Here is a 14,885-nt window from a genome sequence, read left to right as displayed (position 1 = left end):
ATCATTATGGATAATTTTAAAAGCTTCAACGATTTCCTGAAGGAACAGCATGGAAACCCCGAGGGATTTCCCGAAAAGCCGAAGGTGGAGGAGCCGCCGGAAGAGATAGTCCCACCGGAAGATAGGCCTTCGGTGAGGAAAAAAGGCCGGCATCATGCTGTCCATCACGGCAGGGGAAAGGCTTATGCTGCCGGCGGTCTGGCAGTAGCGGCAGCTGCAGTGCTCTCCCTCTTTTTCCTTCCCATTCCCCTGGGGTATATAGACCTCAGAGGCACCGATGTGCTTACGGTGGATGACGTTATTTTTGAAGGGCGCATCCGTGAGCCGGTGAATGTTCTGCAGGTGAGCTCTTCCAGGCTGGAGGAGCGGCTTTCCAAAGATATCCGTCTGTCCACCGTGTCCGTAAGCCGGAGATTTCCCTTTGTACTGGAAGTGGATGTGACGGACAGGATACCTCTTGCCATTGTGCAGGACCAGTTTGGCTATGCCTTTCTGGATAAGGACGGCATGGTGATGGATACGACCCAGTCCATTAAGAAGGTGAACGTGCCGCTCATTACAGGAAAGAGGATGGGAAATCTCCTTCTGGGAGATTCGGTAGCCGGCGGTGAACTGGATGCGGCCCTTGATTTCCTTAACCACCTTTCTCCCGAAGGGCTTCGTGTCTTTTCGGAAATCAACATAGGCAACGGGGATGACATCAAAGCCTATACCCGAGACGGCATTACGGTGCGTCTGGGCAGCGGACCCGATATGGCGGGACAGGCAAAACTGGCGGAAAATATGGTTGGCGACGTGAAGGCCCGGGGTCTTTCTGTGGAATACCTGGACGCCAATCCGGCATCCCCTTTCATCAAGCTGAAAAAATAAATAAAAATCTGCCTCTTTCCCCGTTATAACTGTAGCGAACTTGTGCAAAGTATTGTACAATGTAAGATATGATTATCTTGATAAGAAGATGACTATCAGAATGAATAATGAAACAAAAAGTCAATCTCATGACGCAGAGGATCCTAAAGGAGGAGCGAACATGGAACAGTCTGAAATTGCTAAAATTAAAGTAATCGGTGTAGGCGGCGGCGGAAATAACGCTGTCAACCGTATGATTGATGAAGAAGTAAAGGGCGTTGAATTCATCGCTGTCAATACAGAACTGCAGGTACTGAACAAGTCTGAAGCGGAAACCAAGATCCAGATCGGCGAAAAGCTGACCAAAGGTCTTGGCGCCGGCGCAAAACCGGAAGTAGGGGAACAGGCTGCGGAAGAATCCCGCGAAGATCTGACCAAAGCTTTAACCGGCGCAGACATGGTATTTGTCACTGCCGGCATGGGCGGCGGCACCGGCACCGGCGCGGCTCCTGTAGCTGCACAGTGCGCCAGAGAACTGGGCGCTCTGACCATCGCCGTAGTCACCAAGCCATTCAGCTTCGAAGGTAAAGTAAGAGCAAAGAATGCTGCCGAAGGCATTGAAAGACTGAAGCAGAACGTTGATGCTATCCTGGTGGTTCCGAATGACAAACTGATGAGCATTATCGACAAGAAGACATCCATTAAAGATGCTTTCAAGACGGCTGATGACGTACTTCGTCAGGGCATCCAGGGTATTTCCGACCTTATTACCGTACCCGGCATTATCAACCTGGACTTTGCAGACGTGAGAACTATTATGAGCGATCAGGGCGACGCCCTCATGGGTATCGGCATCGGCACCGGCGACAACCGTGCCAGCGATGCAGCTACCATGGCCATCAACAGCCCCCTGCTTGAAAGAAGCATCGAAGGCGCCAAGGGCATCATTATCAACATTACCGGCAACGAAGACCTGGGCCTCTTTGAAATCAACGAAGCTTCCCAGATTATTACGGAAGCGGCAGATCCCGATGCCAACATCATCTGGGGTACTTCCGTAGACCCGGATTTGGACAATGATACCGTGAAGATTACTGTTATTGCCACCGGTTTCGGCGACAAGAAGAAATCTCCGGCTCCTGCCGGCGGCAACCGTTTCAGCAATGCGGTACGTCCGGCAACAGGCATCGCGGTTCCTGAATTTCTGAGAAAATAAGACTGACTCAGGGTCCCGGGCCGGATGGGGAAACAGTGATTGTATGATGCAAAGGGTTCCCCCATGTCTGATTTTAGAGAAAACCGCCGACGGGCCATCAGATTTACAGAAAGCCACACCGCAGATGCAGTGTGGCTTTTTCTTCCCATTCTAAAAACGGGGCCTGTACCGGTTTCCGCTTTTCACGGCAAGGAGAATGATTATGAAATGTCCCTACTGCAGCAGCCCTGATACCAAAGTGACCGATTCCCGTGATACCGACGACGGCGCGTCTATCCGCCGGCGCCGCCAGTGTCTGGCCTGCGGGCGGCGCTTTACCACCTATGAAACCATAGAACAGCTTCCCATCCGGGTCATTAAGAAAAACGGAAGCCGTGAACTGTTCGACCGCAATAAGCTGAGAAGCGGCCTTGTCAGGGCCTGTGAAAAAAGGAATATTACCTCAGCCCAGATTGAAGACATAGTGAATCGGGTGGAAAAGAAAATCCGGAATGAATTAAAGCAGGAAGTTTCCTCTGTGGAAATCGGCAACCTGGTGATGAATGAGCTGAAAGGTCTGGATCAGGTGGCCTATGTGCGCTTTGCCTCCGTGTACAGGGAATTCAAGGACATCGGGAGCTTTATGAGCGAACTGGAAGCTCTTATGAAAAATCACAAGGAACATTGATTCATCCCTCAATCTGCATCCTGAAAACAAAAGTATTTCATTTCTCCGGAGAAAGAGGATTCGAATGAACATTAAAACTATAGAAACTGTTTTTGACGACCATGCAAGAGTGCTGGAAAAAAGCAGAGCTTTATTTCCCGTCATCCTTTCCATGGCAGATATCTGCCGGAAGGCCCTTGAAAGCGGTCATAAAATCCTTATCTGCGGCAATGGAGGAAGCGCTGCTGATGCCCAGCATATAGCCGCTGAATTTGTAGGCCGTTTCCACAATGAACGAATTTCCCTTCCTTCCATTGCCCTTACCACCGATACATCCATCCTTACCGCCGTGGCCAATGACTACAGCTATGACTACGTGTTTGCTCGTCAGGTGGAAGGCCTTGGAAATGAAGGGGATGTGCTCTGGGGGATTTCCACCAGCGGGAATAGCAGAAATGTGAATGAAGCCCTGAAAACGGCAGCAGATAAAGGCCTGGTTACCATTGGTTCCACCGGCAGGACCGGAGGCGAAATGGTTTCCCTCTGCCGGGAAACGCTGGTGGTGCCTTCTGATGTGACCGCAAGAATCCAGGAAATCCATATGCTTTCCGCCCACATTATCTGCCAGCTCATTGATGATATGGACTGGAAGCAATGAAAAAGAAAGCCATATTTTTTGACCGGGATGGCGTACTGAATGAAGACACCGGATACCTCCATTCCATGAAGGACCTCATTTGGGTCAAAGGGGCCAGAGAAGCAGCGGCCCGCCTTACAAAGGAAGGCTGGCTCCTTTTTGTGGTGACTAACCAGAGCGGCGTGGCTCGGGGTTATTATACAGAAGAGGACGTTATCCGGCTCCATGAGGAAATGAATGAGGAAATAGGAAAATTCGGTGGAAAGATTACGGAATTCTTCTACTGTCCCCATCTGCCTGGAGCTCCCGTTGCCCGCTACGACAGGGTTTGCAGCTGCAGGAAACCGGCGCCCGGCATGATTCTTACTGCCCTGTCCAGGTACGGTCTGGACAGGGAACGCTGCTTCCTCTTCGGAGACGGTGAAAGGGATATAGAAGCAGCCAAAAGGGCCGGAATCCGTGGATTTCTGTTTCCCGGAGGCAATCTGGATGATTTCATCAGGAAAGTACTGCCCCCTGTAAAGGATTAAAATGAAAAAAGACTATCAAAATATTCTGATTATAAAAATGAGCTCTCTGGGGGATATTATCCATGCTCTGCCTTCCCTCTACGTGCTCCGTAAGACATACCCCAAGGCCCGGATCACCTGGGCAGTGCACCCCGCCTTTGCCGGTATTCTTCCGGGCAAACCCTGGATTGATGAAATCTACCTGGTGGACAGGAAGAGAATCCGGCAGCTTTCTTATCTTCGGGAAGTGCACCGGGACCTCAAGGCAAGACATTTTGATCTGGTCATCGACCTGCAGATGATTGCCAAAAGCGCCATCATTTCCTTCCTTTCCGGCTGCAGCCATCGTATCGGATACCAGGACGGCAGGGAAGGGAGTTTCCTGGCCAGCCGCCCTATCAGCGGTCCTCACAGGAAGGGACATATTATCGAGCAGCTTCTGGATGTTATGCGCTATCTGGGATGCGATGTGCCGGATATTGAATTCCCTCTCCATGACTACAGCCATGAGCTGGACCAGGTGAAAAAAATGCTTTCGGCAGAAGGCATAGAAGGACCTTATGTGGTGCTTGTCCCCGGTACCAGGGGAGAGGCTAAGAAGTGGCCCGTTCCCTTCTGGGGAAAACTGGCAGATGAGCTTTCAAAGCGGGGAATTTACAATGTGATTTCCGGAACGGCAGGGGAAATGGACATGGGAGAGGCCATTAAGGAATTTTCGCCCTCCGCCTTTACGGTGAATTTGATGGGAAGGACAAACCTTCTCCAGCTGGCCGCTCTGGAAAGACTGGCATCCCTCCATATTTCCAGCGATACAGGCCCTCTTCATATAGCCAATGCGGTTCATACACCCATTTTGGCTCTCTTCGGGCCAACTCTTCCGGATAGAAGCGGCCCCTACGGCAATCCGGACAGCCATGTGCTCATGGCGGATCATCCGGGAACGAAGGAATGCCGTATGGATACTATCCCTGTGGAAAAAGTGCTTCAAAAGGCTCTTGATATATTGGAATCGGATATAGAGGAACAAAATGGAACATATTACCAGCCGAAGCAACCGGTGGATTAAACTGGCCCTCCGGCTCAAGCAGAAGAAGTGGCGGGACAGGGAAGGGCTCTTCCTGCTGGAAGGACTCCGCGGTGTGACCGACGTGCTTTCGCAGCATGTTCGTGATGCTCTCTGTTTTGTGGAAGAAGGGCGCTTCCCCCATGAAACGATGGAGGGTCTAGTGCAGGAAGGGGAAAAACTGCACTGGCTCTTTCTTTCCGTAGATGTAGACATGATGAAACTTCTGTCCGGCACAGAACATGGTCAGGGCATTCTTCTCATCTGTCACAAACAGAACCATGACAAGAAGGAGCTTCTCCGTCCTCTGGACGGGTACTATGTAGTCCTTGACTCCGTGCAGGATCCGGGAAATATGGGAACCATTGTCAGAACCTCGGCGGCAGCAGGCGTTAAAGGGCTGATTCTTACAGAAGGATGTACCGATATATATGCGGAAAAAGTGGTGCGAAGTTCCATGGGATCTATCCTCCGCCTGCCTATATACGAAGGGGTGGATATTTCCTTTTTACAGGATATGAAAGCGCGCTCCGGACTTCCCTTTTACGGTACGGCCCTGCAGAATGGAAGGCCCTATAAGGAAATCGGTTTGGTGGAAAAGGGCGTATTTATTTTTGGAAACGAAGGAAACGGCATAAGGGAAGACATCCTTTCCATGACCGATGAAAATCTGTATATCCCTCTTCCCGGTCATGTGGAGTCCCTTAATGTGTCCATTGCGGCTGCGGTTATTTTATTTCATTTTATCAATTCCTGAGAATTTTCTATCAATAAGGAGGCGCGATTCAATCACTGTCTGCTTTTGTTCTTGAATTTTTATGTAATGCAGGGAATGGAACGATGAGAATAGAGAGCTATTTAAGGAGTCCCATGACAAAGTAGTGTATAAAAATTCTTATAAAAGCAGACTCTGTGAATGAATCAGTGCTTCCGTAATGAAAGCCCTTTTCCCTGCAGAAAGCAGGGGTTATGGATAATGAGGCAGCTATGGTTAAGAAATTGATTGTAAATGCCGATGATTTTGGCATTCACAGTGCAGTAAATAAAGCGGTGTGCCGGGGCTTTGAGTCCGGTATACTCACAAGCACATCCCTTATGGCGGGAGGGACTGCTTTTGATGAGGCAGTTCATCTGGCCCGTGATTTGGACGGAATCGGTATCGGTATCCATCTCACCCTGGTGGGGGGCCTTCCCACCGTACTTCCTCCGGAAGAAGTGCCCAGCCTTACCTGGGAAAACCGCTGTCTGTGCACAGACTATGGGGAACTAATCAGGCGGGATCTGAAAGGCCTTATCCGTATGGATGATGTATATCGGGAATGGGATGCCCAGATACAGAAAATTCTGGACACAGGTCTCCCTGTAACCCATATCGACGGGCACCAGCACATGCATATGTGGAACCATTTTTTCCCTATTGCCCTTACGCTGGCAAAGAAATATCATATTTCCTGCATGAGGGTGCCTGATGAAAAGGTTTTCTTCGGACTTACCCCAACGCCTAAAGGGATTTTCCGCTTTGCAGCAAAAAACGGTCTTTCCCTCATGGCACGGAGCCACCGCCCTGCGCTGAAAGAGGCGGGCATTCATACCAATGACCATTTCTGGGGTATGATGTACGGCGGTCATTTCTATGAACACCGCATGATTTTCATCCTTAACCGCATAGGCGAGGGAATTAGTGAAATCATGTGCCATCCTTCCGCTGACACAGCTGCCATGGAAAAAACCTTCCACTGGGGCTATGAAGGAGAAGAGGAATTGAAAAGTCTCACATCCGCGTCTGTGCGGAATGTTTTGAATGAAAGGAAGATACAGCTCGTTTCCTATCAGGAACTCAAGAAAAGCTGATGATATCCGGGCACTTCTCTTTCTTTATTTACTATGCCTATACCGGCTGAGGAGTGGCTTATATGACAAAAGAACGGCAGTTTTATCTGGTGGATTTTTCAATCCTGCCGGAAGCGATCAAGAAAACCATCCGGGTGAAGGAAATGCTGAAAAGCGGCTCTTCCGGAACGATTAATGAAGCGGTCCATAAAGTGAATATGAGCCGCAGCGCCTATTATAAATATAAAGACCATGTGGCCTCTGCAGATGATGACAAAGAGGACCGGATTGTAGTATTATTTATAATCATGCAGGATGATATGGCCGTGTTTGGAAGAATTCTCCGGCGCATCGCCAAAGAGAAGCAGGAAGTTCTTTCTGTTAACCGGACAAAGATTTCTGAAAAGCTGTATTCCTCCGTCATTACCCTGAAAACGAAGGAATCGGCGGGAGATATGGAATCGCTGTATGAAGCCTTGAAAGAAACAAAAGGAATCCAGTCGTTGACCATGAAAATAGGGGGAGAATTTAGATGAAAAATATTAATGTCGCACTCCTTGGATTTGGCACTGTAGGCAGTGGTGTGGCCGAAACGATTCGAAAGAACGGCCGCATGATGGAAGATTCCATAGGCTGCCATTTCAACATCAGCCATGTGCTGGTCCGCCATCCTGAAAAATACAGGGATATGGAACTTCTGCAGGGGATTCATCTTACTTCCTCCTTTGAGGATATCATTTCCGATGAATCCATTGATATTGTGATCGAAGTCATGGGCGGCATCCATCCGGCAAAGGAATACATTTTCGAAGCCCTCAATCATCATATCAATGTGGTAAGTGCCAACAAGGACCTGGTAGCCCTTTTCGGACCGGAAATCATGCATACCGCCATGGAAAACCATGTGAATTTCAGCTGCGAGGCCAGCGTAGGCGGCGGCATTCCTATTTTAAGACCCCTTCATGATTCCCTTGCGGCCAATGAAATCGAAAGCATTGTGGGCATTGTGAACGGCACCACCAACTTTATTCTCTCCAATATGGATGATGCGGGCGTCAGCTATGGCGATGCTCTCCGGGTAGCACAGAAAAAGGGCTATGCGGAAGCGGATCCTACTAACGACGTGGCTGGTTATGATGCAGCCAGAAAGCTGGCTATCCTTGCCTCCATCGGTTTCCATGCCAACGTGACCTTTGATGATGTACTGGTGGAAGGCATTGAAAAAATTTCCCAGAACGATGTGCAGTATGCCAGTGAAATGGGATACACCATCAAGCTTCTGGCTGTAGCTATCCGCCAGGACAACGGCATTGCCCTCAACGTGTATCCCGCCTTCGTTCCCAGAAGCCATCCGCTGGCTTCGGTCAAAGGCTCCTACAATGCGATTTATGTAACCGGCAATATGGTGGAGGATGTGATGTTCTACGGCAGGGGCGCCGGTTCCCTTCCTACCGCCAGCGCAGTTATGGGGGATGTAATCAGCACTGCGAAACATATTATGAACCATTCCACCGGCACCGGCATGATGCTGACGGAAACCAAGCGCATTCCTTTCTATTCTTCCCTGAAACTGGAAAACTCCTATTACTTCCGTCTCATCGTTGATGATGTGACCGGCGTTCTTTCACAGATTGCCTCCGCCTACGCAGATAACGATATCAGTATTAAGGAAGTCGTCCAGAAGAGCCGCATTGAAGATGCAGCGGAACTGATGATTATTACGGAAAAGACGCCGAGGGAAAATATTATCCATGTGGAAAAGGCGCTGCAGGTACTGCCCTGCATGCGCCAGGTAGCTAATATCGTGAGGGTTATGGAAGATGACAGAAAATAAAACCTATATCGTAAGAGTGCCTGCCACCACCGCCAATATCGGAAGCGGCTTCGACACACTGGGCATGTCCCTTGGACTTTACAATGTGGTGCAGTTTGTGCCGGAAGAGGGGAAAGCACTGGCCGATACGGATATTTCCGCGGAAGGGGAGGGAGCATCCCAGATTCCATCGGGCCTTGACAACATGATTATCAAGGCCATGGATGAAACTGCCCGCAGGGCAGGGAAAAAAGTGCCCGGAGGAAAAATGTACCTCATCAACCGCATTCCCTTTGCCCGGGGACTTGGGTCATCCTCTGCCGCCATTGCATCCGGTGTATTCCTTGCCAATATGCTTATGGGAGAACCGTTTAACCGGAAGGAAATTCTGGATATTACGGCAGAAATGGAAGGACATCCGGATAATGCGGCCCCTGCTATTTTAGGCGGATTCTGCATGGCTCTCTTAAAAGACGGCTATGTGACAGCAGAGCGCATAGATATTCCTTCCCACTGGAAGGCAGTGGTCACTATTCCTGATTTTGAACTTCATACGGAAAAAGCAAGGGCCGTCCTTCCGGAAAGCTATTCCAGAAGTGATGCGGTCCATAATATCGGCGCCGTTTCCTTCCTGATGGCCGCCTTCATGTACCAGAAACCGGAATATTTAAAGCTGGGACTGGATGATGTGATCCATGTGCCCTACCGACTGGGGCTCATTCCCGGTGCATCCGACGTTATTAGAAATGCGGAACGGGCAGGAGCCTATGGAGCCACCATTTCCGGCTCAGGCCCTACCATTATCGCCTTTGCCCCTGCCGATCTGGCAGACAAGGTGGGCATTGCCATGGTGAACGGTTTTGCGTCCGCCCATATGACTTCCCGATACCTGGTTCTTGACTTTGACCATAACGGCATTATGGCAGTCTGATTTGTACTGACTGTCATGGCAGAAGACGGCCTGCGGGCCGTTTTTTACTGCATTCGGGCCTGGTTAAAGATTTCGTAAAATAGTCTTAGGCTGACAGAGAGCATGGTCCATTTTTATTTTCTATTGACGGACGAGATTTAAATGAGTATACTTATACAGGTATTATCCTAAAATATACTGATTTACATGGATTGGATAAGGAGTCCCGTAGATGAATTTTGAACTCATTGAACATGCACTGCCTATGCTGCTGGTTGGGGCTGGTGTTACCATTGAAATCACCGCAGTCAGCGTAGCCATAGGTTTTTTGATTGGCCTCTTTGTAGGTATTGCCCGCATCTGTCAGGTAAAGATTTTAAGGATTATCGCAGCCGTCTATGCGGACTGCATACGCGGCACACCGCTTCTGGTGCAGATTTTCCTTATTTATTTCGCTCTTCCTATTGTTACGGGACACAGAGTGGAACCCTTTGCCGCTGCGGTAGCAGCCTGCGGCATTAACAGCGGTGCTTATGTTTCCGAAATTTTCAGAGCCGGCATACAGGCTATCGATGTGGGACAGATGGAAGCAGGCCGTTCCCTGGGGCTGACCTGGTGGCAGACCATGTACTATGTTATCCTTCCTCAGGCCGTACGGAATATCCTTCCCCCTCTTGGAAATGAATTTATTGCCATGCTGAAGGATTCTTCCCTGGTATCGGTCATCGGCTTTGAAGAACTGACAAGAAGAGGGCAGCTGATTATTGCCCAGACCTACGGTTCCTTTGAAATCTGGACTACCGTAGCTGTTCTTTACCTCATCATGACACTGGCAATTTCTCGTGTAGTAGCATGGCTGGAAAAGAGATAACTATGGCGGATAAAAAATATTTAATCGAAATCAATCATGTGGGCAAGAAATTCGGCGACCTGACAGTACTGAAAGACATCAGCGTCAAGGTAAAGGAAAAAGAAGTAGTCGTTATTATCGGACCTTCCGGTTCCGGTAAAAGTACGCTCCTGCGCTGCATTAACGGCCTTGAAAAGCCTACAAGCGGCGAAGTCTTCTTTGACGGTATGCCGGTGAACGGTGAAAAAAATATTAACGAAGTACGCACCGAAGTGGGTATGGTATTTCAGCGGTTCAACCTGTTTCCTCATATGACGGTCATCCAGAATCTCATGCTGGCTCCCATGAAGGTCCGTAAAATAAGCAAAAAAGATGCCTATGACCGTGGTATGCACCTTCTGCAGAAGGTAGGGCTGGAAGACAAAGCTGACTATAAGCCTGCCCAGCTCTCAGGCGGCCAGCAGCAGCGGGTGGCCATTGCCAGGGCACTGGCAATGAAGCCGAAGGCCCTGCTTTTCGATGAACCAACCTCTGCCCTGGACCCTGAAATGGTCCACGAAGTTCTGGATGTCATGAAGGAAGTGGCGGAAGAAGGGATGACCATGGTGGTAGTTACCCATGAAATGGGATTTGCCCGTGAAGTGGGGGACAGGGTTCTCTTCATCGACGGCGGCGTTATTGTAGAGCAGGGTACGCCGGATGAAGTATTCAACCATACGAAGGAAGATAGAACAAAGCTGTTCTTGTCCCAGGTTCTTTAATCATTTCTATCAGGCAGTATAACCTGTATATTTATGCATTATGCATCTCCCACAGGCACAGGGAAGGCGGAAAGCCAAAAAAATTCCACCTTTACCTGTGCTTTTATATATTTTGGTTGACGGAATTAATGTTTTATGGTATTGTAAATCTATGCCCAATCGGGGCAATGTAGTAATTTTTTTAGGAGGAATTTCCATGAAAGGTACAGTTAAGTGGTTCAGTGCAGAAAAAGGCTACGGCTTTATTGAAAGAGAAGAAGGCGGCGACGTATTCGTTCATTTCTCCGCTATTCAGGCTGATGGCTTCAAAACACTGAATGAAGGCCAGAAGGTTGATTTTGAAATCATTGATGGTGCAAGAGGACCTCAGGCTGCTAACGTTAAAGTTGAAGGCTGATCACTTACTGAAGCTATATAGCGAAAGTTTCTGAATCTGAAATAAGGGTAAAGCAAAGGCTTTACTCTTTTTTTCATTTCCTGAAACACCTTTCCTTCATATTTCATATTCAATCATTTCTATCATTCTTATAAACTGATAAATGTTTTTAATGATATCTAATTTATATAGATTCAAAGGATTGATTATTATGTAAAATTTAGTATAATAAATATAGAAGGATAAGCATCTGGCTTATTCAAGAAAGGGGGATTTCAATATGGAATTAACTGTTAGAGGAAAAAATCTGGAAATCACTGACGCACTGCATTCTTATGTAGAAAAACACACAGGTAAGATTCAGAGATACTTTGATAAGCCGATCAAGATCAATGTGCTGCTTCGCATTTCGAACATGACAAAAACCTGTGAAGTGACTGTTTTTGTAGACGGCATCATCCTCAGGGGCGTGGAAAAATCCGATGATATGTACAAGTCCATTGATCTGGTTTTTGATAAGGTCGAACGTCAGATTCACAAATATAAGACCCGTCTGGCAAAACGGTTTAAAGAAAGAAACACCCTGAGCCGCCAGTTTGTTGCAGAAAAAGAGACAGCTCCTGCTCCGGATACGGAATTTGAAATTGTAAAGACCAAACATTTCAACATCAGCCCCATGTCTCCGGAGGAAGCAGTTCTCCAGATGAACCTTCTCGGCCACAGTTTCTTCATGTTCTTCAATTCTGAAACGGAAGCCATGGCTGTAGTTTATCGTAGAGACGACGGCAAATACGGCCTCATTGATGCCAATAAATAAATGTCAGCCGTGAAATTTCACGAAAAAGAGCGGAATTTTCCGCTCTTTTTTTGACTATACCGCCTCAGTTTGATAAAATAAACTAGATGTGTATAGCATTGGAATTAGTTGAAACGGAAGACTGATTGTATAAGGAGTTGTTTCCATGTTTGATAAGTTTTTTGACAGGCTGTTTAACGGATCCAACGAAAAAGAAGTAAAGAAGATCCGTAAAATCGTAGAACAGCAGATCAATCCCCTGGAAGAGGGACTGAAGAAGCTGAGCGATTCTTCTCTGGCCAATAAGACCAATGAATTCAAGGCCCGGCTGGCTAAAGGGGAAACGCTGGATGATATCCTTCCGGAAGCTTTTGCGGTAGTCCGCGAAGCATCCCGCCGCGTACTGGGTATGCGCCATTTTGATGTACAGCTTATCGGCGGCATCGTCCTCCATCGCGGCAATATTGCGGAAATGTGCACCGGCGAAGGTAAAACCCTGGTGGCAACGGCGCCTGTTTATCTGAATGCGCTGGAAGGAAAAGGGGTTCATGTCATTACGGTTAATGATTATCTGGCTAAACGAGACAGTGAATGGATGGGCCAGGTTTATAAATTTCTGGGTCTCTCTGTAGGTCTCATTGTCCATGACCTTGATTTCAACCAGAGAAAGATTGCCTATAATTCCGATATTACCTACGGAACGAATAATGAATTCGGTTTTGACTACCTCCGTGACAACATGGTTACGTCCCTGGACCAGATGGTACAGAGGCCTCTGCACTACTGCCTTATCGATGAAGTAGACTCCATTCTTATCGATGAAGCCCGTACACCGCTTATTATTTCCGGCCCGGGACAGAAGTCTACGGATAATTACTATGTCATGGCCAAACTGGTGCCGAAACTGAAAAAGGATGAAGATTACACCATTGATGAAAAGCAGAAAACCGTGGCTCCTACGGAAGCAGGCGTTGCCAAAATGGAAAAACTGCTTCACGTGGAAAATCTCTATGATGCGGAAAACCTGGAACTGAACCATCTTTTCGTACAGGCCCTCCGTGCCCAGACCATGATGCAGCGGGATAAGGACTATGTAGTGAAAGACGGCGAAGTGGTTATTGTCGATGAATTTACAGGCCGTCTCATGTACGGCCGACGCTACTCCGACGGTCTTCACCAGGCCATCGAAGCCAAGGAAGGTCTGGAAGTGCAGCGTGAAAGCCAGACCCTGGCTACCATTACCTTCCAGAACTATTTCAGAATGTATGACAAGCTGGCCGGCATGACCGGTACCGCCAAGACGGAAGAACAGGAATTCATTAAGATTTACGGCCTTCCTGTTATTCAGATTCCTACCAATAAGCCCATCCAGCGCAAGGATCTGCCGGATGTGGTATTCAAGACAAAGAGAGGCAAGTACAAAGCCGTTGTGAAAGAAGTGGAACGGCGTCATGCCACCGGCCAGCCTATACTGATCGGCACCACTTCCATCGAACAGTCCGAAGAGCTCTCTCATATGCTTGATGCTGCTAAGATTCCTCATTCCGTGCTGAACGCCAAGTACCATGAAAAGGAAGCTGCCATCGTAGCCCTGGCAGGCCAGAAGGGGGCTGTAACCATTGCCACCAACATGGCAGGCCGCGGTACCGACATCCAGCTTGGCGAAGGGGTTGCGGAACTGGGAGGCCTGGCTATCATTGGTACGGAACGTCATGAAAGCCGTCGTATCGACAACCAGCTTCGCGGCCGTGCCGGCCGTCAGGGGGACCCGGGATCCAGCCAGTTCTTCCTTTCCCTGGAAGACGACCTGCTCCGCATTTTCGGCGGCGACAACATCAAGAAGTTCATGGAAAAAATGGGCCTTGATGAAGATGAACCTATCAACAGCCGCATGGTATCCAATGCTATCCAGAAAGCGCAGAAACGGGTGGAAGCCAGAAACTTTGACATCCGTAAGTACGTGCTTGAATACGATGACGTAATGAACCAGCAGAGAAAGGTGGTTTATGAACAGCGCCGCCGGATTCTGGAAGGGGAGGATATGAAAGACCAGGTTCTCCGCATGGTGGATACCATTATCGAAAAGGGCATGGAAACCTATGCGGATCCCAAGCTCTATCCGGAAGAATGGGATTTTGCAGGCCTTCTGAAATACAGCGAGAAATATTTCCTCGCTCCCGGCGAAATCAAACTGGAAGAAATTGAAGACATGAGCAGGGAAGAAGTGGAGGACAAACTGAAAACCTGCGCCCATGAAACCTATGAATCCAGAGAAAAATCCATCGGTTCATCCATGATGCGTGAACTGGAAAAGGCAGTCATGCTGAAGGTAGTGGACTCCAAGTGGATGGAGCATCTGGATGACATGGACATGCTGAAGGAAGGCATCGGTCTTCGTTCCTATGGCCAGAGAAACCCCATTGTGGAATACAAAGTGGAAGCCTATGACATTTTTGAAGAAATGCAGCAGGCCATGATAGAGACCATTGTTCTCTATCTCTACCATATCCAGATCCGCTTTGCTACGGATCCGGAAGAACCGCAGCAGGTGCCTGAAGCGCCGAAGGCAGAAGACCACCTGAAAGGGGCAACTGCCCACTATGTAGATGAAAATCCTTCCAATGACTGA

At 48.5% G+C, this 14,885-nt stretch carries 16 protein-coding genes; all 16 read left to right on the top strand.

Annotated elements, in window-relative coordinates; genetic code table 11:
- Positions 1–6 precede the first annotated feature (6 nt).
- The 16 genes from Q0482_RS04960 to secA all read left to right on the top strand — a co-directional run bounded on the left by Q0482_RS04960 (position 7) and on the right by secA (position 14,885).
- On the top strand, positions 7–870 hold the full coding sequence (locus Q0482_RS04960; protein ID WP_299144142.1) for a cell division protein FtsQ/DivIB: 864 nt from the start codon (positions 7–9) through the stop codon (positions 868–870).
- Positions 871–1,030: 160 nt separating this feature from the next.
- Positions 1,031–2,065: a cell division protein FtsZ gene (gene ftsZ, locus Q0482_RS04955; RefSeq protein ID WP_291054572.1), complete on the top strand. Its 1,035-nt coding sequence runs from the start codon at positions 1,031–1,033 to the stop codon at positions 2,063–2,065.
- Between the two features lie 202 nt (positions 2,066–2,267).
- The gene (gene nrdR, locus Q0482_RS04950; RefSeq protein ID WP_299144180.1) at positions 2,268–2,732 is read left to right on the top strand and encodes a transcriptional regulator NrdR; all 465 of its coding nucleotides are present in this window, start codon (positions 2,268–2,270) and stop codon (positions 2,730–2,732) included.
- A gap of 64 nt (positions 2,733–2,796) precedes the next feature.
- Positions 2,797–3,369: a D-sedoheptulose 7-phosphate isomerase gene (gene gmhA / locus Q0482_RS04945; protein ID WP_299144138.1), complete on the top strand. Its 573-nt coding sequence runs from the start codon at positions 2,797–2,799 to the stop codon at positions 3,367–3,369.
- Entirely contained in the window at positions 3,366–3,878 is a 513-nt protein-coding gene (locus Q0482_RS04940) for an HAD family hydrolase (RefSeq protein WP_299144135.1), read from the top strand. The genes gmhA and Q0482_RS04940 overlap by 4 nt, the downstream gene beginning before the upstream one ends.
- Position 3,879: 1 nt before the next feature.
- Entirely contained in the window at positions 3,880–4,923 is a 1,044-nt protein-coding gene (locus Q0482_RS04935) for a glycosyltransferase family 9 protein (RefSeq protein ID WP_299144132.1), read from the top strand.
- The gene (locus tag Q0482_RS04930; RefSeq protein WP_299144129.1) at positions 4,886–5,677 is read left to right on the top strand and encodes an RNA methyltransferase; all 792 of its coding nucleotides are present in this window, start codon (positions 4,886–4,888) and stop codon (positions 5,675–5,677) included. Before Q0482_RS04935 ends, Q0482_RS04930 begins: the two co-directional genes overlap by 38 nt.
- 212 nt (positions 5,678–5,889) lie before the next feature.
- Positions 5,890–6,771 (top strand): ChbG/HpnK family deacetylase, encoded by an 882-nt coding sequence (locus Q0482_RS04925; RefSeq protein ID WP_299144126.1) that lies wholly within the window; start codon positions 5,890–5,892, stop codon positions 6,769–6,771.
- A gap of 62 nt (positions 6,772–6,833) precedes the next feature.
- Complete coding sequence (locus Q0482_RS04920) at positions 6,834–7,286, top strand: amino acid-binding protein (RefSeq protein WP_299144123.1); 453 nt, start codon at positions 6,834–6,836, stop codon at positions 7,284–7,286.
- The gene (locus tag Q0482_RS04915; RefSeq protein WP_299144121.1) at positions 7,283–8,584 is read left to right on the top strand and encodes a homoserine dehydrogenase; all 1,302 of its coding nucleotides are present in this window, start codon (positions 7,283–7,285) and stop codon (positions 8,582–8,584) included. The genes Q0482_RS04920 and Q0482_RS04915 overlap by 4 nt, the downstream gene beginning before the upstream one ends.
- The gene (thrB, locus tag Q0482_RS04910; protein WP_299144118.1) at positions 8,571–9,494 is read left to right on the top strand and encodes a homoserine kinase; all 924 of its coding nucleotides are present in this window, start codon (positions 8,571–8,573) and stop codon (positions 9,492–9,494) included. Before Q0482_RS04915 ends, thrB begins: the two co-directional genes overlap by 14 nt.
- A 211-nt stretch (positions 9,495–9,705) precedes the next feature.
- Positions 9,706–10,344 carry an amino acid ABC transporter permease gene (locus Q0482_RS04905; RefSeq protein ID WP_299144115.1) on the top strand — a complete coding sequence of 213 codons (639 nt, stop codon included), beginning with the start codon at positions 9,706–9,708 and terminating at the stop codon, positions 10,342–10,344.
- A 2-nt stretch (positions 10,345–10,346) separates the two neighbouring features.
- Positions 10,347–11,084: an amino acid ABC transporter ATP-binding protein gene (locus Q0482_RS04900; protein ID WP_299144110.1), complete on the top strand. Its 738-nt coding sequence runs from the start codon at positions 10,347–10,349 to the stop codon at positions 11,082–11,084.
- Positions 11,085–11,274: 190 nt separating this feature from the next.
- A complete protein-coding gene (locus Q0482_RS04895; protein WP_269479184.1) occupies positions 11,275–11,481 on the top strand; it encodes a cold-shock protein in 207 nt (68 codons plus the stop codon).
- A 259-nt stretch (positions 11,482–11,740) separates the two neighbouring features.
- Positions 11,741–12,277, top strand: coding sequence for a ribosome-associated translation inhibitor RaiA (gene raiA / locus Q0482_RS04890; RefSeq protein ID WP_299144108.1), 537 nt, complete (start codon positions 11,741–11,743; stop codon positions 12,275–12,277).
- A gap of 145 nt (positions 12,278–12,422) precedes the next feature.
- Complete coding sequence (gene secA, locus Q0482_RS04885) at positions 12,423–14,885, top strand: preprotein translocase subunit SecA (RefSeq protein ID WP_299144106.1); 2,463 nt, start codon at positions 12,423–12,425, stop codon at positions 14,883–14,885.

This window comes from uncultured Dialister sp., assembly GCF_937959425.1.
Taxonomy (GTDB): Bacteria; Bacillota; Negativicutes; order Veillonellales; family Dialisteraceae; genus Dialister.
Note: the sequence above shows the minus strand (reverse complement) of the source record. Positions and strands in the feature narration are given on the sequence as shown.